The organism is Actinophytocola sp. (assembly GCF_036378875.1).
Classification (GTDB): domain Bacteria; phylum Actinomycetota; class Actinomycetes; order Mycobacteriales; family Pseudonocardiaceae; genus Actinophytocola.
The window spans coordinates 92,185-109,776 of the sequence record NZ_DASUVO010000174.1 but is presented as its reverse complement, the minus strand read 5'-3'; the positions used below and the strand labels follow the sequence as shown (position 1 = coordinate 109,776).

Below are 17,592 nucleotides of genomic sequence, written 5' to 3'. Positions count from 1 at the left end.
TCTCAGGGTAGCTCGCATGATGACCAAGCAGGCGGGGCTCGCCATCGTGCTGGCGGCCGAGGCCATGAACGTGCTGGACGCGACGATCACGCAGGTGGCGGCGCCGGTGATCCACGCCGACCTCGGCGGCCCCGCGTCCGACATCCAGTGGTTCGGCGCGGCGTACACGTTGCCGTTCGCCGTGCTGCTGATCACCGGCGGCCGGCTTGGTGATCTGGCCGGCCGCCGGAGGATGTTCCTGATCGGGGTCGCCGGGTTCGCGCTCGCCTCGCTGTGCTGCGCGCTGGCGCCGGCCACCGCGGTGCTGATCGGCGCGCGTGCCGTGCAGGGCGCGTTCGCGGCGCTGTGCGTTCCGCAGACCATCGGGCTGATCAAGACCATGTTCACCGGCCAGGAACTGGCCGCGGCGCTGGGCTGGAACGGCCCGGTGGTGGGACTTTCCGCGGTGACCGGCCCGGTGCTCGGCGCCGTGCTGACCGACGTCACGTCGTGGCGCGTGGTGTTCCTGGTCAACGTCCCGATCTCGCTCGCCGTGCTCGCCGCCGGCCGGCTGCTTCCCGAGGACCGCGCCACCCGCCGCACGCGCTTGGACCTCCAGGGCACGGGGCTGGCCATGCTCGGCACGGGCCTCGTGGTGTATCCGCTGATCGGCACCGAACGAAACTGGGCGATGGTCGGCGCGGGTGTGTTGGTGCTGCTCGTGTTCGGCTACCACCAACGCACCCGCCGGCACCCACTCGTCGAGCTGAGCCTGTTCCATCACCGCGGTTTCCCCGCCGCGCTCGTCACGTCGACGCTGTTCTTCGCGGTGATGAACGGACTCGTGCTCGTCGTGGTGCTGGACCTGCAGCTGAACCAGGGCCGGGACGTGCTCACCTCGGGCTTGACGCTGCTGCCGTGGTCAGGCGGGCTGGCGGTGTCGTCCTGGGTCGCGGGACGCTACCTCGTGCCCGGCCCACGAGTGGCGTTCGCCGGGCTCGGGCTCCTGCTAGCGGGGATCCTGATGGCCATCGCGTCGCCGTCGACGCTGCTCGGCGCGCTGGCGCTCGGTGGGCTGGGGCTCGGTCTGTTCACGGTGCCGTTCTTCACGACCGCGCTGTCCCGCGTCCGTCCACATGAGACCGGATCGGCGGCGGGACTCCTCAACGCCGTGCAGCAGCTGGGCGCGACCCTGGGCACCGCGCTTCTCGGCACGGCATTCCTGCACAGCCACTCTCCGACACCTGCGTTCTGGCTGGCGGCCGGACTGGTCACCGCGACCGCGCCGACGGCCACGCTGATCTGGAACGCGCAGTAGCCGTGGCCCGAGCGACGCCTGTAACCACGGCTCGGCGCACAGCGATGCGATGATCCGAGATCACCTAACAGACAGGACTGGGGAACGTGAACAACTTCGTGAAGCGTCTGGCGCTGATCGGATGCGCGGTGCTTGCCCTTGCCGGCTGCGCCAACGACACGACCAGCGCAGGAAACGGTGAGAACGCACCCAAACTGCCCGACGCCGGCGGCAGCGCCGCGGCCGAGACGGCACAGGCCCAGCAGACCAACGAGCGCGGGCTCATCGTCAAGCAACTCGGCGAACTGGCGTGCTTCGGAGGAGCCGGCAAGAACTGCGACGGTGGTGTGTCCTTCGCAGTGGACCAGGTAGAGGTGGATCCGCCGTGCGGCGAGTTCGGTTCCCATCCGGAGAACGGGCACACGTTGCTGCTGCATCTGCGGATCGCCACCGGCAACGACCTGAAGGTGGTGGACCGGGTTGGCGGGGTCATCAACCCGTTCAACTTCGTGGAGATCGGCAAGGACGGTGTCACCCGCGACACCAGTTTCGGGATGTGCGCTGACCCCACGACGAACAATCTGCCGGACACATACGGCCCCAACCAGCAGTACCAGGGCGTGATGGACCTCGAGGTGACCGAGGGATCCGGGATCATCGCCCTCCAGCTCATGAGCGCCGAGGAGGACGGTCAGCGCGGCTGGGAGTGGACCTACCCGGTGTAACTACCGTCCCCTTGACCAGAAGAGATCGGCCTCGCACTCCTCTCGGATGCGAGGCCGATCGCCTTCCGCCTTTCGCGCCCTAGCAGGTAGGAATGTCACCGTTGTGACCCACAGGCTCCAGGTCTCCCCGGTACATCCAAGCAGTCTGGGTCTCGTTCGGTTCCGACAAGCCCCGAACTTGACCGCCGTCCAGATGCTTCCAGCGAACCTGGACCCACAGGGGCCCGACATTCGTCTCCCCGGAGACATCACTCGGGGTGAAGTCGCTCTGCTCCATGCAATCGGCCCAAACCAATTCATGGTTGCCGGAGTTTCCAACCCGCACGCCGTTCACCACATTGCTGGTACGCGCGAACAACCCAAGATCTCCGGTGTCGACCACGAGGAACGGATACGGCCCCGACCCGGTCGGCGGCTTCGTCGCGTCGGGCGCCGCTCGGAGTTGCTTCCTCATCTCCGTGTCATTGCTGCCGGCCACGCTTTCAGCGTCCTGCACGATCTGCTGCACTTGCGTGACGTTGACGGGGCATGTGGAGCCCTCTGTGCAGTAGTTGTTCCCGGTACCCTTCTGGCTCACGTCTGGTGTTGATGGATCATCGCTTCCGCAAGCACTCGCTATCCCGAATACCAGCGTACCGACCGCGCCGACACCGGTAAGTACCGCAGCGACGCGGGTCCAATGCAGTGTGCGGCCTTCGTGTGCGGGGTTCTTGGTTTTTGGATCATGACCGCCGCTGGCCGGATCTTGTCCCACTGCAGCGGGCTCCTTTTCGTCCATTCTTCTCCTTGACTGCGGGAGGCTCCATTGAAGGCCTCCTTTGGAGCTACTGCAAATCGAAACGAGTGACTAGGGTCACAAGGTTTGCGATGACTTGAATCCAGAATGTTTTCGGCCGTCCGACATATGCCACCCGAAAGTCGTCTACCCGATTGGTACGTAGCTCGTGCTGGGCGAGTAAACGTTCCTTCTTTCCTCTCGTGAGCGCTCTACCTGTCCGCCCTTACGATCGAACGACTGGACGCACCTTTGGGCTGAAAGATCAAGTCTCGCCGTCATCGCCCGATGGAATCCCGCTCATGCTGCGGCCTCGACCGTGATCATGACCTCGACCGTGGCACGCGCCGTTCAGGGAGGTCTCGCCACGCGCAGCTGCTCATGCGGCGGGTTGCTCTGTCAAATCAACGAGCACTGCCAGCGAGTCGGGGCATTCGCCGTCTCGGCGAGAGGCGGCTACCGCCCACGCCGCGAAGGATGCCGCTCCGAATTCGCGGGTTCCTTCGCCTGCTCATCGCAGGCTCTAGGGCCGATCGGTGCGTTGGTGGATGACCTGCTGGAACCGGGCGTTGCGGAGCAGGCTGTACGGCTCCAGCGTGGCGACGGCGTCGGACAGCTGGGCCACCGCGCGGTGCAGGGTGTGCTCCGCCTCGTCGCGTTCGCAGGTGATCGCGGCCAGGAGGAGGGCGGTGAGGGTGGCGGACATGTTGAACGCCTGCAGAGTGATCATCATCGGCAGCAGCTCGAGGTCGGCGAACGGGCCCTGCCCGGCCGCCGCCGCGGCGACGACCGTGATCGACACGATCAGGTTGCCCGGCGCCGCGCCCTTGTGCCGGAACCTGAGTGCTGCCCAGAGCAGCATGGGGAAGATCAGGAACAACAGCTGTGCGGCGGTACTGGTCGCGATCAGCGTGACCGCGGTGAGGCCGGCGAACGCGGCCGTGGCCTCCAGCCAGCGCGCGAGCGGGATGCGCCGGCTGAAGCGGGCGGTCGCGGCGACGAGCAGCACGGGGGTGATGACGAGCACGCCCATCGCGTCGCCGGTCCACCACACCGACCAGGTGGACCAGAAGTCGCGGGCGGGTAGCGCGCCGGCCAGCACGAGGGTGCCGGCGCCGATGGTGGCGCTGACCAACATGCCGGTGAAGGCACCGAGAAAGATGAGGGCGAGGACGTCCTTGAGCCGCCTCAGGTCGGCGTCGAAACCGAACCGCGTGAGGAGCAGGTAGGCGCAGACGGGCCCGAGCGTGTTGCCCGCGGAGATCGCGATGACGGCTGGGATCGACGGCCCGAACCCGGCGTTGACGACGAAGGCGGCCACCGTGATGCCGGGCCAGCAGCGGATACCGAACAGCAGCAGGCTCGCGACCGCGATGCCGGTGGGTGGCCACAATGGAGTGACCTGGCCACGCACAAGAGCGAGATTGAGTCCAATCTTGGCGGCGAGAAAGTAGGCAACGGCCACGACGAGGATCAGCACGCCGTCGGTGAGGTACCGGCGTCGCCGGGCCGTCAGAGGCACGGGGCACAGTGTGCGTGGCCGGGTGTCGCCGAGGCAAGCCGCCCTCCGGGATCGAGCGGTGCGATCGCCCTCCGTGTCGCCCCGCCGCGGCCATCGTTGATAGAACGAATTTCAGTCGTTTGGCCGTAGGTGTTAGTGCGGCAAGGGCAATCTGATTGCCATACTGCTGTAACAGGTTCTAATTTTGCCGACATGGAGCTGTCTCGCAGGCAAGTCCTTCGCGGTGCCGCCGTCGGTGCCACACTCGCGGTCACCGCGAACACCGTCGCCGAGGCCGAGGTCGCCGCCGTTGTCGGCGAGTACGACGTGGTCGTGGTCGGCGCCGGAGCCGCCGGCATGACGGCCGGGCTGACCGCCGCCCGCCGTGGACTCAGCACGGTGGTGATCGAGAAGGCCGCCACGTTCGGCGGCTCGGCGGCCCGGTCCGGGGCCGGCATCTGGATTCCCAACAACGAGGTCATCCTCCGCGCGGGCGTCCCCGACACGCCGCAGAAGGCCGCCACGTATCTCGCGGCCGTCGTCGGACCCTCGATTCCCGCCGCCCGGCAGCAGGCGTTCCTCAACAACGGTCCGGCGATGCTGTCGTTCGTCATGGCCAACAGCCCGCTGCGGTTCCGGTTCATGCAGGGCTACAGCGACTACTACCCGGAGCTGCCGGGAGGCCTGCCGAACGGGCGTTCCATCGAGCCGGACCAGCTCGACGGCAACATCCTCGGCGCCGAGCTGGCCAAGCTGAACCCGCCGTACCTGGCCACGCCGGCGGGGATGGTCGTGTTCAGCGCCGACTACAAGTGGCTCGCGCTGTCCGCGGTCAACGTGCGCGGCGCCGCGGTCGCCGCCGAGTGTCTCGCCAGGGGCACCGCGGCCGCACTGCGCGGCGAGAAGCCGTTGACGATGGGGCAGTCGCTGGCCGCCGGGCTGCGGGCCGGGCTGATGTCGGCGAACGTGCCGGTGTTGCTGAACACCCCGCTGCAGGACCTCGTGATCGAGAACGGCAGGGTGACCGGTGTCCGCGTACCGGCTGGCGTGATCAAGGCGCGGCGCGGGGTGATCATCGGCTCCGGCGGGTTCGAGCACAACGCCGCCATGCGCAACCAGTACCAGCAGCAGCCCATCGGAACACAGTGGACGGTCGGCGCGCGATCGAACACCGGCGACGGAATCCAGGCGGGCCAACGAGCCGGGGCCGCGCTGGACCTGATGGACGACGCGTGGTGGGGTCCGGCCATCCCGCTGCCCGGTGAGCCGTACTTCTGCCTGGCCGAGCGCACCCTGCCCGGCGGCATGATCGTCGACACGGGCGGCGAGCGGTTCGTCAACGAGGCGGCCCCGTACAGCGACGTGGTGCACGTGATGTACGAACGCAACCCGACCGACCAGTGCATCCCGGGCTGGCTGATCGTCGACCAGAACTACCGGAACCGGTACCTGTTCAAGGATGTCGTGCCGACGTTCCCCTTGCCGAACGACTGGTACTCCTCCGGTGCCGTGCACCGCGCGGCCACGATCGACGGCCTGGCCTCGGCCATCGGTGTTCCGCAGGCGACACTGCGCGCGACGGTCTCCCGGTTCAACAGCCAGGCGCTGAGCGGCACGGACTCGGACTTCGCCCGCGGCGCGAGTGCCTACGACCACTACTACACGGACCCGGCGATCTTCCCGAACTCCTGCCTGGCACCGCTGTGGCTACCGCCCTTCTACGCCTTCAAGATCGTCCCCGGCGACCTCGGCACGAAGGGCGGCATGCGCACGGACGCCAGGGCGCGAGTACTCCGTTCAAACGGGACGGTCATCCCGGGTCTGTACGCCGCCGGCAACGCGAGCGCCGCGGTCATGGGCCGCAGCTACGCGGGCGCCGGTTCGACCATCGGCCCGGCAATGACCTTCGGCTACATAGCGGCAAACGACATCTGAGGATGCCGCGGCGCTGGTGTCGAGGCTAACTGTACGGTCGTCCGTATTGTTTTTCTGAACTATACGGACGACCGTACAGTTAGTCGTCAGGGCGGCGGGGCGAAGGTGACCGTCACGACCAGGCCACCTTCCTGGCGGGGGACGGCCTCGACCGTCGCGTCGTGGGCGGTTGCGATGGCGCGCACGATCGAGAGCCCCAGGCCGAGGCCCTCGCCGGTGCGGGCGGGCCCGAGGCGTTGGAACGGTTGGAAAAGCCGCTCCACCGCGTCTGCCGGCACGACCGGGCCCGTGTTCGACACCGTCAGCACGCCGGCGCCGCACGACACCTCGACCCAACCGTCGTCGACGTTGTGCCGCACCGCGTTGTCCACCAGGTTCACCACCAGCCGCTCGGCCAGCGCGCGGTGACCCGACACCACGCACTCGGCGACCGACGTGCGGATCGGCACGGGGGAGGACCGGCTGCCGACGACCTCGCGGACCACCTCGGCCAGGTCGAACGGGTGCCGGACGTCGAGGCCCGCCTGGCCGCGGGTCAGGGTGAGCATGGCCTCGATCAGCCGCTCCTGCTGGGTGCCGGCAGCCAGGACCCGTTCGTGCGCGGCGCGCAACGACTCCACCGTCGCATCCGGATCGTCCAGTGCCACCTGGGCTATCGCCCGCTGCCGGGCGAGCGGGGTGCGTAGTTCGTGCGAGGCGTTCGCCACGAACTGGCGCTGTGCCTGGAACGACGCGTCCAGCCGGCTCAGCAGATCGTCGAACGTGTCGCCGAGCTGCTTCAGCTCGTCGGCTGGGCCGGGCAGTGCCAGGCGGCGGTGCAGGTTGGTGGCCGAGATGTCCCGCTCCGTCGTGGTGATCGTGTGGAGTCGGCGCAGGATCCGTCCTGCCACGAACGAACCCAGTGCCAGCGCGAGCACCATCATGATCGCGAGCGCGATCACGGACTGGACGAGCAGCTGGTGCAGCACGTTCTCCCGATCCGCCACCAGCGCGCGCTCCGCCGCCTCCAGGAAGGGCTGCCGAGGGGGTGACGGCAGCGGAGCCGGTGGCGTCGGCGGTTGCGGTAACTCGAACATCCGCACCTTGCTCGATGTCACCTGGTGGCGCACCGGGAAGTACGTGCCCGCCAGCAGACCGGCGCCGCAGAGCAGGAAAAGTCCGCCGTACATCAGGGTCAGTCGCAGTCGGACGGTCTTGGCGAACATCAGATCCGGTACCCGCTCTTCGCCACGGTCTCGATGACGGGCGGGTCGCCGAGCTTCGCCCGCAGCCGACTGACCGTGATCTTCACGGCGTTGGTGAACGGGTCGGTCGCCTCGTCCCACACGCGTTCCAGCAGCTCCTCCGCCGACACCGCCCGGCCCGCGGCGGCCAGCAGAAGCTCGAGGACACCGAACTCCTTCGGTGCCAGCTCCAGCATCCGATCCCCACGCGTGGCATGGCGCCGCGCGGTGTCGACCACGAGGTCACCGTGCCGCAGCACCGGTGGCGCGGCCGGGTGGGCACGCCGCGCCAGCGCGTGTATCCGCGCCACCAGCGCCCGGAAGTCGAACGGCTTGGGCAGGTAGTCGTCGGCGCCAAGACCGAGCCCGTCGATTAGGTCCTCCGTGGTGGCCGCCGCCGTCAGCATCAGGATCCGGCTGCGACAGCCGGTCGCGATCAGCTCGGCACACACGTCGTCACCGTGCCTGCCGGGCAGGTCGCGGTCCAGCACGATCACGTCATAGTCGTTGCACAGCGCGCGTTCCAGCCCGCTGTCCCCGTCCAACGCGACGTCGACGGCCATGTGCGCCCGCCGCAGCCCGAGCGCCACCGTGTGCGCCATCTCCTCGTCGTCCTCCACCACCAGCACTCGCACGGTCGTCAGTATTGCCGGCCGGAGGTTTCGGAGTGGTCTCGTCGGGTTCGAAACCGTCCCGAAACCATCACCTGCGTAGAAATCGCCCTTGCTCGAATCCTTCGACACAGGGGAGATCTCGTGAAACACAGATGGCTGCCGCTGGCCGCCGCGGTGTTCGCCGTCGCGGCCACACTGGTCAGCGCCGGCACCGCCACCGCCAACTACGAGCGGCCCCCGGCCTGCGCGGAACCCAACTCGCCGGAACCGCCGCAGCAGACGCCGGCCACGCTCACGACCGTCGGCCAGGCCTACTACTGCATCTTCGACAACTACTTCAGCGGCCCCGTGCTGGACAGCCGTGACCTGCTGGTGCCGGCGTTCGCCGCGCTCACCCAGGAGCTGCAACGCCGCGGCCTGGACCAGCCGGACGCGACGCTGCCGGCACTGACCGGCCGCAAGGACCCCGACTGGCGCGCGTTCAGCAAGGTCTACCAGCGGATCGCGAACGCACTCCCGAACGACGAGGCACGTGGGGCGATCGCCGCGGCCGCCATCCAGGCCATGGTGGACGAACTGGACGACAACCACGCCCGGTGGCAGAACAAGTCCAGCCAGAACCTGGTCGGACTGACGCTGTCCGCGATCGTCGGCCCGGGCGACATCGATCCCGTGGCCACACAACCGGTCTACGTCGACCGGATCGCCGTGGACGGCCCGGCGGCGGTGGCCGGTGTGGCGTTGGGGGACGAGCTCCTGGCGATCAACGGCGTGCCGCTGTTCATCAACGGGGTGTTCACCAAGGGCGCGCTGTCCTGGCTCATGGACGCCCCACTCGGTTCGGTGGTGGAACTGACCATGCGCCGGCCCACCACCGGCGAGACGTTCACCGCGTCCGTGACCGCCGCGCGGTTCCAGGCGCCCCGGCCGGCGGTCGAGTCCAGGCTGGTGGACGGGAACATCGCGTACGTGACCCTGCCGGGCTTCACCCCGGCGACGGCCGACCAGGTGCTCGCCGCCGTCGCCGCGCTGCGTGCGCAAACCGGGCTGCGGGGCGTGATCCTGGACCTGCGCGGCAACGGCGGCGGCAGCCCGGCCGCGGTTGCCAAGTTGCTCGGCGCCCTCGCGCACGGCAAGACCACCAGCTACTGGTGCGACGTCCGGGACCGCTGCACCCCCAACCGCACCGACGACTCGGTCGAGCTGTGGAACCTGCCGTTCGTCGCACTCACCGACCGCCGCTGCGCCTCGGCGTGCGACTCCTTCACCAGCTCGGTGAAGGACCTGAAGCTGGGCAAGCTCGTCGGCACGCGCACTGCCGGCGCCGTCTCCGGCCCGGGAGCCCCGTACCTGCTGGACAACGGAACTGTTCTCGTGCTGCCAAAGCACCACGAGATCGGCGCGAACAAGGAGGTCGTGAACACGGTCGGCGTGGCACCGGACCACCACGCCCCGATGACGGCGGCGGACCTTGCCGCCGGCCGCGACCCCGGCCTGGACAAGGCAGTGTCGCTCTTCTGAGTGGTTGTGATCGTGCTCGACGTGACATGATGGCGCAACATCTCACGTCTGGCACGATCACACTTCGGCGGTCACTGCATCGGCCAGTATCGCGAGGCCCTCCCGCAGTAGATCGTCCTGAATGGACAGTGGGGGTAGGAGGCGCAGCACGTTTCCGTAGGTGCCGGCTGTCAACACAAGCACGCCCTCCTGGTGGCAGCGTTTCGCGATGCGCGTGGTGAGTTCCGGTGCCGGCGCGCGGTCGGCGCCACTGGTCGCCGACGAGCCCACCGCGGCGCTGGATGCCCAGATCCGCGAGGACGTGCTGGACGTGATCTTCTCGCTGGCCGGTGAGTCGGGGACCACGATCCTGTGGTTGAGCCATGATCTGCCCGCGGTGGCCAAGCGGTGCTCACGGGTCGCGGTGATGTACGGCGGCCGCGTGGTTGAGTCGGGTGCCGCCACCGACGTGCTGCACACGCCCGAACACCCGTACACCGCCGCGCTCGTCCGCGCGGTGCCCGCCGTCGCGACCGAAGGGGAACGGCTCGAACCGATCCCCGGCCAACCACCAGTCCTCACTGGACCGGCACAGGGGTGCGCGTTCGCGCCGCGCTGCTCCGACGCCCTCGAGCGGTGCGGCACGTCCCGACCGCAGGTCGTCCGCCTCAGCGGTCGGGACGTGCTGTGCCTTCGCGCACCGGTGGGAGCGAGCCGATGATCCTCGAACTCGACGACGTCACGGTCACGTCGGGGCCGCCGTGGCACCGGCGCATCGTGCACGCGATGCGGAACTGCTCACTCCAGCTCGCCGAGGGAGAGATCCTTGGCCTGGTAGGAGAATCCGGCTCCGGCAAGACCACCACCAGCATAGTCGCGCTCGGCCTGCGACGTCCGACCACCGGCACAGTCCTCTTTGACGGGAAGCCGTTTCCCCGGCGCCGCAGGCAACTCGCCGGACGGATGCAGGCCGTGCTCCAGCATCCACAGTGGTCACTCAATCCACGGATGCGGGTCGGCCAGTGTGTCGCGGAGCCGCTGGCGATGCTCGGCGGCACGACCAAGGCCGAACTCGCCCGTCGCGCCGAGGAAAGTCTCGACCAGGTGGGGCTGGAGGCGTCGTTCGCGCAGCGGTACCCGCACGAGCTGTCCGGCGGGCAGCGGCAGCGGGTGTCGATCGCACGGGCGCTGATCACCCGGCCGCCGTTCATCGTGTTCGACGAGGCGGTCAGCGCGCTCGACGTCTCGGTGCAGGCACAGATCCTCAACCTCGTCACGGACCTGCGGGACGAGTTCGCGTTCGCTGCGCTGTTCATCAGCCATGACCTCGCCGCCGTGCGGTACGTGGCCGATCGTACGGTCATGATGGAGCACGGCGAGATCGTCGAGACGGTAGGAGACATTTCGTGACAGGTCCGAGGCTGGCCAAGAGGTCCACGTTCGCGCCGGCGGCGCTCAGCAACCACGACCTGCCGCTGGTCCCACAGGCCAGCCCCGGTAGCGACGTGGTCGAGTTCGACCTGCCCGGGGTGTACGTCGGGACCGCCGAGTACGGCGAGGGACCGACCGGGTGCACGGTGATCTACCTGCCCAAGGGCGCGCGCACCGCGGTCGACGCACGCGGCGGCGCGGTCGGGTTGTCCGGCGGGTACCAGTTCCACCACGCGGTCGTGCTCGCCGGCGGGTCCGTGTACGGGCTGGAGGCGGCGGCCGGGGTGAGTACGGAACTGTTGCACCGCGCGGAGAACCGCACGCACTGGGCGGCGCTCGCGCACGTGTCCGGTGCCGTGGTCTACGACTTCTCCACCCGGGAGACGGCGATCGCGCCGGACGCCGCACTTGGCCTCGCCGCGTTGGAGAACTCCGTCGAGGGCAAGGTCTCGATTGGACGGTGCGGCGCGGGCCGCGCCACGTCCGTCGGGAAGATCGACTACGATCGGGCCGAGTTCGCCGGCCAGGGTGCCACGTTCGGCACATTCGGCGACGCGAAGGTGCTCGTCGTCACCGTGGTGAACGCGGTCGGTGTGGTCGTCGACCGCGACGGCACGGTCGTGCGCGGCAACTACCACAGCGACACCGGCGAGCGCCGGATGCCGGCACTCGACTACGCCGCACCGGTGCAGGCCCGCACGGTCGCCGGCAACACCACGCTCACCGTTCTGGTCACGAACGTCAAGCTCACCGACTTCGCGCTGAACCAGCTCGCCACCCAGGTCCACAGTTCCATGCACCGCGCCATCCAGCCGTTCCACACCGAACTGGACGGTGACACCCTGTTCGCGCTGACCACGGACGAGGTCGAGCTGACCGGCACGTCTGCCGGACTCGGTGCGCTGGCCTCCGAGGTCGCCTGGGACGCCGTGCTGTCGAGCGTGCGATGATCCCGCTGCACGTCTCCCGCGAGGTCTTGCCGGCCGAGCGTGGGCTGGCGCTCGGGGCCACGTGGCGGCCGGAACTCGAACGCACCTTCGAGTCCTATATGGACCTGTTCGCGGCACACGGGCTGTCGCGCGTACGTGAGCTGGGGGAGCGGGCACTCGTCGAGACCTGGTCGTGGGCGCCGGACATCGCCGCGGAGATCGAGGGGGTCGCCGTCGGCGCGGGACTCGAACCCTGGCAGCTCGGCGTGCTCAACGGCCGCACCGAGATCCTCGCCGCCGCGGCCGCCACCGGTGAGGGCGAGTGCTCGACGTCCGTTGTGCTGGACGGGATCGCGCCCCGTACCGTGCAGACGTGGGACTGGCACGACACCCTGCGGCACGTGATGCTGATGCGAGCCATCCAGGTACGCCCGGAGTTCGGGGTGTGCGTCTTCACCGAGTTCGGCATCGCCGGCAAGATCGGCGTGAACTCCGCAGGCCTCGGGATCCACTTCAACGTGCTGCGGCATGGCAGCGACCACGCGGACATCGGCGTCCCGGTCCACGTGGTGGCACGCCGCATCCTCGACGAATCGTCTACTGTGGACGAGGCAGTGGCCATCGCGCGTTCGGCCAGGCTGTCGGCGCCGTCGGTGATCACGGTCGTGACCCGGGACGAGGCCCGCGGCCTGGAACTGAGCCCGGCGGGGGTGGCCGAGCTGTCCGGTGCCACCCTGTTGCACACCAACCACTTCCTGGATCCAGCGCTGTCGCCGGGGGAGCGTACGGTGCCGTCGGAGTCCACGACGCACGACCGGCTCGCGCTCCTGAGCACCCGAACCGACGCGCTGCGATCGGCGGACCGGGACGAGCGCGCCGCCGCCCTGCTGTCCCACGACGACACACCGCTGTGCGCGCACGCCGACCCGTCGCTGCCGCCGTACACCCGCTGGGAAAGCCTGGCGACGATCAGCCTGGACGTCGTCGAGTGCCGCGTCGACGTCCACGAGGGCGGTCCGTGCCAGGTGACCCCGGATACGTGGCAGTCCCTGTCCGCGAAGGAGATCTCATGACCGATGTCAGCTACGACGCGCGGACCGGCAGGGTCGTCGAGGAGATCCCGACCAGCACGCTGTCCGAAGTGGACGCGGTACTCGCGGCGGCCGCCGCGGTGGCCCCGGTGGCCGCGGCGACCCCACCCGCCACGCGGAAGTCGTGGCTGTATGCGATCGCCGCCGCGTTGGAAGTGCCGGAGACGGTGGACGAGCTGGTCGCGCTCGCCGACCGGGAGACCGGCCTCGGTGAGGAACGGCTCCGCATGGAGGTCGGCCGCGCGCCCATCCAGCTGCGCTACTACGCGGATGTCGCCGTCGAGGGCTCCTATGTGGACGTCACGGTCGACGCCGGCCCACCGCGGCTGGCCCGCATGCGTGTGCCGCTCGGCCCGGTCGCGGTGTTCGGCGCGAGCAACTTCCCGTTCCTGTTCAGCGTTCTCGGTACGGACACGGGTTCCGCACTGGCCGCCGGTTGTCCGGTGGTCGCCAAGGCCCACCCAGCCCACCCGGCGCTGAGTGCCCGGCTGGGCGAACTGGCGTTGGCCGCGCTGGCTTCGGACGACGCGCCGGCCGGTTTGTTCGCCCTGGTCAGCGGTTTCGACGCGGGTTCCCGACTGGTCCGTTCACCGAACACGGCGGCGGTGGCGTTCACCGGCTCGCAGCGCGGCGGCCTTGCCTTGTGGCGCATGGCGAACGAGCGGGACGTGGTGATCCCGGTGTTCGCCGAGATGGGCACGGTCAACCCGGTCGTGGTGACCCCGGCGGGCGTGTCCTCGTCGTTAGCGACGGGGTTCGTGGAGTCGTTCACCCGCGGCACCGGCCAGTACTGCACGAAGCCGGGCCTGCTGTTCGCCCCCGCTGGCAGCGACATGGCGACCCAGGTGACGGAGGCGTTGCGCGGGTTGGCGCCGAGCGCGTGGCTGCTGACCTCGCAGATCGCGGACGCGGCCGTCGAGGGCGTCGGCGAACTGGTGGCGGCCGGCGGCACGATCGCCGGCCAGGTCCCGGCACCGGAGTCCGGCTGGACGGCCCCGGCGACGGTGCTGACGGTGCCGATCGAGAAACTGACGAGCGGCTCGCGCCTGCTGGAGGAGTGCTTCGGCCCGGTGGCGATCGTGACGGAGTACCGCGACCGCGCCGAACTGGAGGCGGCACTGGACGAACTGCAGGGCACACTGGCCGCGGCCGTGATGGCCGGCGACGCGGACCCGGACGTGCCCTGGCTGGTCGACCGCCTGAGCAAACTGGCGGGCCGCGTCACCGTCAACGACTGGCCAACCGGCGTCGCCGTCTCGGGCGCCCAACACCACGGCGGCCCATGGCCATCAACAACGAACCCGGCCACCACATCGGTAGGCGCGGCCGCCCTGACCCGCTTCACCCGCCCAGTCGCCTACCAAAACGTCCCAGAGGCAGCGCTACCACCAGCGCTACAAGAGTCCAACCCGTGGCACCTGCCCCGCCGGTAACACCGCGAGTCGCGCGTTCAGCCCCGGCGAGTCTCGCGTTCAGCACCCCCGAGTTGCGTTTTCGTACGCCCCGGTGTTCCCGAAAGCGCAACTCGCAGGGGCCGAAAGCGCGACTCGCGGCTGACGCTCGTCAGAAGTGGCCGTTGCCTTGGGCTGTGGCGGTGTAGACGCCTGCGTTGCCCATGCCGACGATGTCGTCTCGGCGGTCGCCGGTGATGTCGGCGAGGAATCGTGGATGTGCGTTCACTTGCCAGCCTTGGTTGACTCCGAAATTGGACAGGACGAACTGGGCCGGGCCGAAGCCGCCATTGCCCAGTGCGACTGCGGTATAGACGCCGGCGTTGCCCATGCCGACAATGTCGGCCCTGCGGTCGCCGGTGATGTCGGCGAGGAATCGTGGATGTGCGTTCACTTGCCAGCCATGGTTGACGCCGAAGCCGGACAACACGAACTGTGCGGGCGCGAAGCCGCCATTGCCCAGGGCGACTGCTGTCCATACCCCGGCGTTGCCCATACCGACAATATCGGCCCTGCGGTCGCCGGTGATGTCGGCGAGGAATCGTGGATGCGCAGTTACCTGCCAGCCCTGATTGACGCCGAAGCCGGACAACACAAACTGGGCCGGGCCGAAGCCGCCATTGCCCAGGGCGATCGCGGTCCAGACGCCGGCGTTGCCCATGCCGACAATGTCGGCCCGGCCGTCGCCGGTGATGTCCGCGAGGAACCGTGGATGCGCACTCACCTGCCAGCTCTGGTTGACGCCGAAGCCCGACAACACGAACTGTGCGGGTCCGAAGCCGCCATTGCCCAGGGCGACTGCTGTCCATACCCCGGCGTTGCCCATACCGACAATATCGGCCCTGCGGTCGCCGGTGATGTCGGCGAGGAATCGTGGATGTGCGTTCACTTGCCAGCCCTGATTAACGCCAAAACCGGACAACACGAACTGTGCGGGTCCGAAGCCGCCATTCCCCAATGCGATCGCGGTCCAGACGCCGGCGTTGCCCATGCCAACGACATCGGCCCGGCCATCACCGGTGATGTCCGCCAGGAATCGCGGATGCGCGCTCACCTGCCAACCCTGGTTGACGCCGAAGCCCGACAACACGAACTGTGCGGGTCCGAAGCCGCCATTCCCCAATGCGACCGCGGTGTAGACGCCGGCGTTACCCATACCAACGACATCGGCCCGGCCATCGCCAGTGATGTCCGCCAGGAATCGTGGATGTGCGTTTACCTGCCAGCCCTGATTAACCCCAAAATTGGCCAGGGCGAACTGAAAAGCTGCCGGAGCCTGAGCTTGCGCAGTCGTCGGCCCCGCGATGGAGACGGCGAGTGTCGCCGAGATGGCCAGTCCAGCTCTCAACCACGTGGAATTCATCAGTCCCCTCCATATGCTCGGTCAGGAATATATTCCAGAAGCCGATCAATGCCTGATTCAGCCAAATCGGCATAGTGACATCAAGGCGCGCCGGGTGCCAGTCAAATCACTATCGAGCCTCGAAATCAGCCCTGATGGGGTGATGAAGAAGAGCGCTTATCACATTCAGTCGAGATGTGGACCTGAACGGGCGACGCCTTCACGAGACGGTGGAGGCTCGGGGGATCAGGTCGATGGGTTGTTCTCGCACCGCGCCGTGGGGAGTCTCGCCGTTCAGGATTTCGAACAGCAGCTTCGCGCACTCGGCGCCGGCCTCGCGAGGGCGCAGGTCGATGGCCGTGATCGGTGGGTCAGCGTGTCCGAGCGGTGTGCTGTCTACACAGGACGCCAGTAGCAGGTCCTTCCCGATCACCCGGCCGGCCGCGCGTAGGACCGGAAGGGCCGCCATCGCCGAGCCGTCCGGGGCGCAGACCAGTGCGTCGATGTCCGCCGCCAGCAAGGCGCGGACGGTATCCTGTACGGCGATGGCAGGAGAGCCGAACGGCAGGTCACGCAACAAAACCGGCACACCATGAGAAGCGCACCACGACCGGTAGGCGTGCTGCAGTGTTGCGCCCCAGTCAGTGACCACACTGGACGCGAGCAGTGCGATGCGGCGGGCACCCGCGGCACGCAGGTGATCCAGCAGCGAAGCCAGCGTCGCGGCATGGTCGGACCGGACTATGCCGGCCGGCTCGGAGTCGCCGGTGAACCGTTCGCACGTCACCACCGGCACCGACGACGTCATGAGGCGGCTCGCCACCGAGTCGGCCTCCAGCGGGTCGCCGAGCACGATGCCGTCCACCCGGGGGAACGTGCCACGCCGCGAGGTGATCAGCGTGACGTCGTAGTCCTGCCGTGCCGCGAAGTCGACCACGCCGAAGACGAACGACATGTAGTACTCCGACCGGGTGAGGATCTCCGGCAGGTGCAGCCCGATCGCCCCGGTGCTGCCCCGGCGCAGTGACCGCGCGGACGGGTTGGGGGAGTACCCGAGCCGGGTGGCGACCGAGACCACGTGCTGGCGGGTCTGCTCCGAAACGCGCCCGGAGTTGCGCAACGCGTCCGACGCGGTCGTCTTCGACACCCCGGCCGCCCGCGCCAGCGCGATCAGCGTGACCGGCTCGTCCTTGCTCACACGCGCAACTCTAGTTCCCCGGCGGCGCCAACAGCGCGATTGACGCACTCACGGCCACTTCGGTGATGTCGGCGGGGTGTCCGCCCTCCTCCACCGTCGTGGCGATCAGCTCACGCAACCCGCCGAGTAGGACGATCGCCAGCTGCCTCGGCACGCCGTCGGGCCGGATCGCCCGCCACCGCTCCGTCATGACCAAGGTCTGGACCATGTCGGTGAACGCGGCCATCAGGTCTCGTGTGAGTGTCCGGCCGGACACGCCGAGCGCCGGCACGTCCCGGATCCAGCTCACGACGATCCCAGGCTGCGACTCCGCGCACCCGATCCACGCCTCGACCGCCTGCCGCACCTGTACCCGCCATGGCGCGGTCGGGTCCACGGACGCCGCGATCTCGGAGATCATCGCCGTGTTGGCCTCGGTCAGCAACGCGACGAAGCACTCCTCCTTGCCGGCGAAGTGCTCGTAGAACGTGCGGCGCGACGTGCGGGCTCGGCGGACGATGTCGGCCACCGTCGTGTCAAGGTAGCCGATCTCCACAATGGACTCCGCGAGGCCGTCCAGCAGTCGTTGCCGGTACGGGTCCCGCGTCATCACCGTGGTCAC

Annotated in this window: 17 protein-coding genes; 9 read left to right on the top strand and 8 right to left on the bottom strand. The window is 68.7% G+C overall.

Translation table 11 applies throughout. The annotated features are described in order from the left end of the window. Positions 1-16 precede the first annotated feature (16 nt). Positions 17-1,297 (top strand): MFS transporter, encoded by a 1,281-nt coding sequence (locus VF106_RS49215; RefSeq protein WP_330847052.1) that lies wholly within the window; start codon positions 17-19, stop codon positions 1,295-1,297. Between the two features lie 86 nt (positions 1,298-1,383). Further along, the gene (locus VF106_RS49210; protein WP_330847051.1) at positions 1,384-2,001 is read left to right on the top strand and encodes a hypothetical protein; all 618 of its coding nucleotides are present in this window, start codon (positions 1,384-1,386) and stop codon (positions 1,999-2,001) included. Between the two features lie 79 nt (positions 2,002-2,080). On the opposite strand, the gene VF106_RS49205 is transcribed toward VF106_RS49210, so the two are convergent. Both VF106_RS49205 and VF106_RS49200 read right to left on the bottom strand, forming a co-directional pair. Continuing rightward, entirely contained in the window at positions 2,081-2,779 is a 699-nt protein-coding gene (locus tag VF106_RS49205) for a hypothetical protein (protein WP_330847050.1), read from the bottom strand. Between the two features lie 520 nt (positions 2,780-3,299). Continuing rightward, complete coding sequence (locus VF106_RS49200; RefSeq protein WP_330847049.1) at positions 3,300-4,298, bottom strand: MASE1 domain-containing protein; 999 nt, start codon at positions 4,296-4,298, stop codon at positions 3,300-3,302. Positions 4,299-4,490: 192 nt separating this feature from the next. On the opposite strand from VF106_RS49200, the gene kstD reads away from it, so the two are divergent. Beyond that, a complete protein-coding gene (gene kstD, locus VF106_RS49195; RefSeq protein WP_330847047.1) occupies positions 4,491-6,212 on the top strand; it encodes a 3-oxosteroid 1-dehydrogenase in 1,722 nt (573 codons plus the stop codon). 86 nt (positions 6,213-6,298) lie between these two features. On the opposite strand, the gene VF106_RS49190 is transcribed toward kstD, so the two are convergent. Together VF106_RS49190 and VF106_RS49185 are read right to left on the bottom strand one after the other, a co-directional pair. After that, positions 6,299-7,417 carry a sensor histidine kinase gene (locus VF106_RS49190; RefSeq protein WP_330847046.1) on the bottom strand — a complete coding sequence of 373 codons (1,119 nt, stop codon included), beginning with the start codon at positions 7,415-7,417 and terminating at the stop codon, positions 6,299-6,301. After that, positions 7,417-8,070 carry a response regulator transcription factor gene (locus tag VF106_RS49185; RefSeq protein ID WP_330847045.1) on the bottom strand — a complete coding sequence of 218 codons (654 nt, stop codon included), beginning with the start codon at positions 8,068-8,070 and terminating at the stop codon, positions 7,417-7,419. The genes VF106_RS49190 and VF106_RS49185 overlap by 1 nt, the downstream gene beginning before the upstream one ends. Positions 8,071-8,190: 120 nt before the next feature. On the opposite strand from VF106_RS49185, the gene VF106_RS49180 reads away from it, so the two are divergent. Continuing rightward, entirely contained in the window at positions 8,191-9,570 is a 1,380-nt protein-coding gene (locus VF106_RS49180; protein WP_330847044.1) for a S41 family peptidase, read from the top strand. Positions 9,571-9,627: 57 nt separating this feature from the next. Here VF106_RS49180 and VF106_RS49175 read toward each other — a convergent pair whose 3' ends face one another. Beyond that, on the bottom strand, positions 9,628-9,753 hold the full coding sequence (locus VF106_RS49175) for a hypothetical protein (RefSeq protein ID WP_330847043.1): 126 nt from the start codon (positions 9,751-9,753) through the stop codon (positions 9,628-9,630). A 25-nt stretch (positions 9,754-9,778) separates the two neighbouring features. Here VF106_RS49175 and VF106_RS49170 point away from each other — a divergent pair, with 25 nt between their 5' ends. The 5 genes from VF106_RS49170 to VF106_RS49150 are packed head-to-tail and all read left to right on the top strand — an operon-like array spanning position 9,779 to position 14,433. Then, the gene (locus tag VF106_RS49170) at positions 9,779-10,270 is read left to right on the top strand and encodes an oligopeptide/dipeptide ABC transporter ATP-binding protein (protein ID WP_330847042.1); all 492 of its coding nucleotides are present in this window, start codon (positions 9,779-9,781) and stop codon (positions 10,268-10,270) included. Further along, complete coding sequence (locus tag VF106_RS49165) at positions 10,267-10,959, top strand: ABC transporter ATP-binding protein (RefSeq protein WP_330847041.1); 693 nt, start codon at positions 10,267-10,269, stop codon at positions 10,957-10,959. The genes VF106_RS49170 and VF106_RS49165 overlap by 4 nt, the downstream gene beginning before the upstream one ends. Beyond that, positions 10,956-11,930: a P1 family peptidase gene (locus tag VF106_RS49160; protein ID WP_330847040.1), complete on the top strand. Its 975-nt coding sequence runs from the start codon at positions 10,956-10,958 to the stop codon at positions 11,928-11,930. The genes VF106_RS49165 and VF106_RS49160 overlap by 4 nt, the downstream gene beginning before the upstream one ends. Next, positions 11,927-12,982, top strand: a complete 1,056-nt coding sequence (locus VF106_RS49155; protein ID WP_330847039.1) for a C45 family autoproteolytic acyltransferase/hydrolase — start codon at positions 11,927-11,929, stop codon at positions 12,980-12,982. The genes VF106_RS49160 and VF106_RS49155 overlap by 4 nt, the downstream gene beginning before the upstream one ends. Further along, on the top strand, positions 12,979-14,433 hold the full coding sequence (locus tag VF106_RS49150; RefSeq protein ID WP_330847038.1) for an aldehyde dehydrogenase family protein: 1,455 nt from the start codon (positions 12,979-12,981) through the stop codon (positions 14,431-14,433). The genes VF106_RS49155 and VF106_RS49150 overlap by 4 nt, the downstream gene beginning before the upstream one ends. Positions 14,434-14,563: 130 nt before the next feature. Here the strand turns inward: VF106_RS49150 and VF106_RS49145 are convergent, their stop codons facing one another. The 3 genes from VF106_RS49145 to VF106_RS49135 form a co-directional block, all read right to left on the bottom strand. After that, complete coding sequence (locus tag VF106_RS49145) at positions 14,564-15,814, bottom strand: FG-GAP repeat domain-containing protein (RefSeq protein ID WP_330847037.1); 1,251 nt, start codon at positions 15,812-15,814, stop codon at positions 14,564-14,566. 199 nt (positions 15,815-16,013) lie between these two features. Next, complete coding sequence (locus VF106_RS49140) at positions 16,014-16,991, bottom strand: LacI family DNA-binding transcriptional regulator (RefSeq protein WP_330847036.1); 978 nt, start codon at positions 16,989-16,991, stop codon at positions 16,014-16,016. Positions 16,992-17,001: 10 nt separating this feature from the next. Beyond that, positions 17,002-17,580, bottom strand: coding sequence for a TetR/AcrR family transcriptional regulator (locus VF106_RS49135; RefSeq protein WP_330847167.1), 579 nt, complete (start codon positions 17,578-17,580; stop codon positions 17,002-17,004). Positions 17,581-17,592 lie beyond the last annotated feature (12 nt).

Excerpts from the sequence above, each read along its gene's own strand:
- VF106_RS49150 (WP_330847038.1), top strand. The coding sequence starts at position 12,979 with ATGACCGATGTCAGCTACGACGCGCGGACCGGCAGGGTCGTCGAGGAG.
- VF106_RS49190 (WP_330847046.1), bottom strand. The coding sequence starts at position 7,417 with ATGTTCGCCAAGACCGTCCGACTGCGACTGACCCTGATGTACGGCGGA.
- VF106_RS49145 (WP_330847037.1), bottom strand. The coding sequence starts at position 15,814 with ATGAATTCCACGTGGTTGAGAGCTGGACTGGCCATCTCGGCGACACTC.
- VF106_RS49165 (WP_330847041.1), top strand. The coding sequence starts at position 10,267 with ATGATCCTCGAACTCGACGACGTCACGGTCACGTCGGGGCCGCCGTGG.
- VF106_RS49170 (WP_330847042.1), top strand. The coding sequence starts at position 9,779 with ATGCGCGTGGTGAGTTCCGGTGCCGGCGCGCGGTCGGCGCCACTGGTC.
- VF106_RS49205 (WP_330847050.1), bottom strand. The coding sequence starts at position 2,779 with ATGGACGAAAAGGAGCCCGCTGCAGTGGGACAAGATCCGGCCAGCGGC.
- VF106_RS49135 (WP_330847167.1), bottom strand. The coding sequence starts at position 17,580 with ATGACGCGGGACCCGTACCGGCAACGACTGCTGGACGGCCTCGCGGAG.
- kstD (WP_330847047.1), top strand. The coding sequence starts at position 4,491 with ATGGAGCTGTCTCGCAGGCAAGTCCTTCGCGGTGCCGCCGTCGGTGCC.
- VF106_RS49215 (WP_330847052.1), top strand. The coding sequence starts at position 17 with ATGATGACCAAGCAGGCGGGGCTCGCCATCGTGCTGGCGGCCGAGGCC.
- VF106_RS49155 (WP_330847039.1), top strand. The coding sequence starts at position 11,927 with ATGATCCCGCTGCACGTCTCCCGCGAGGTCTTGCCGGCCGAGCGTGGG.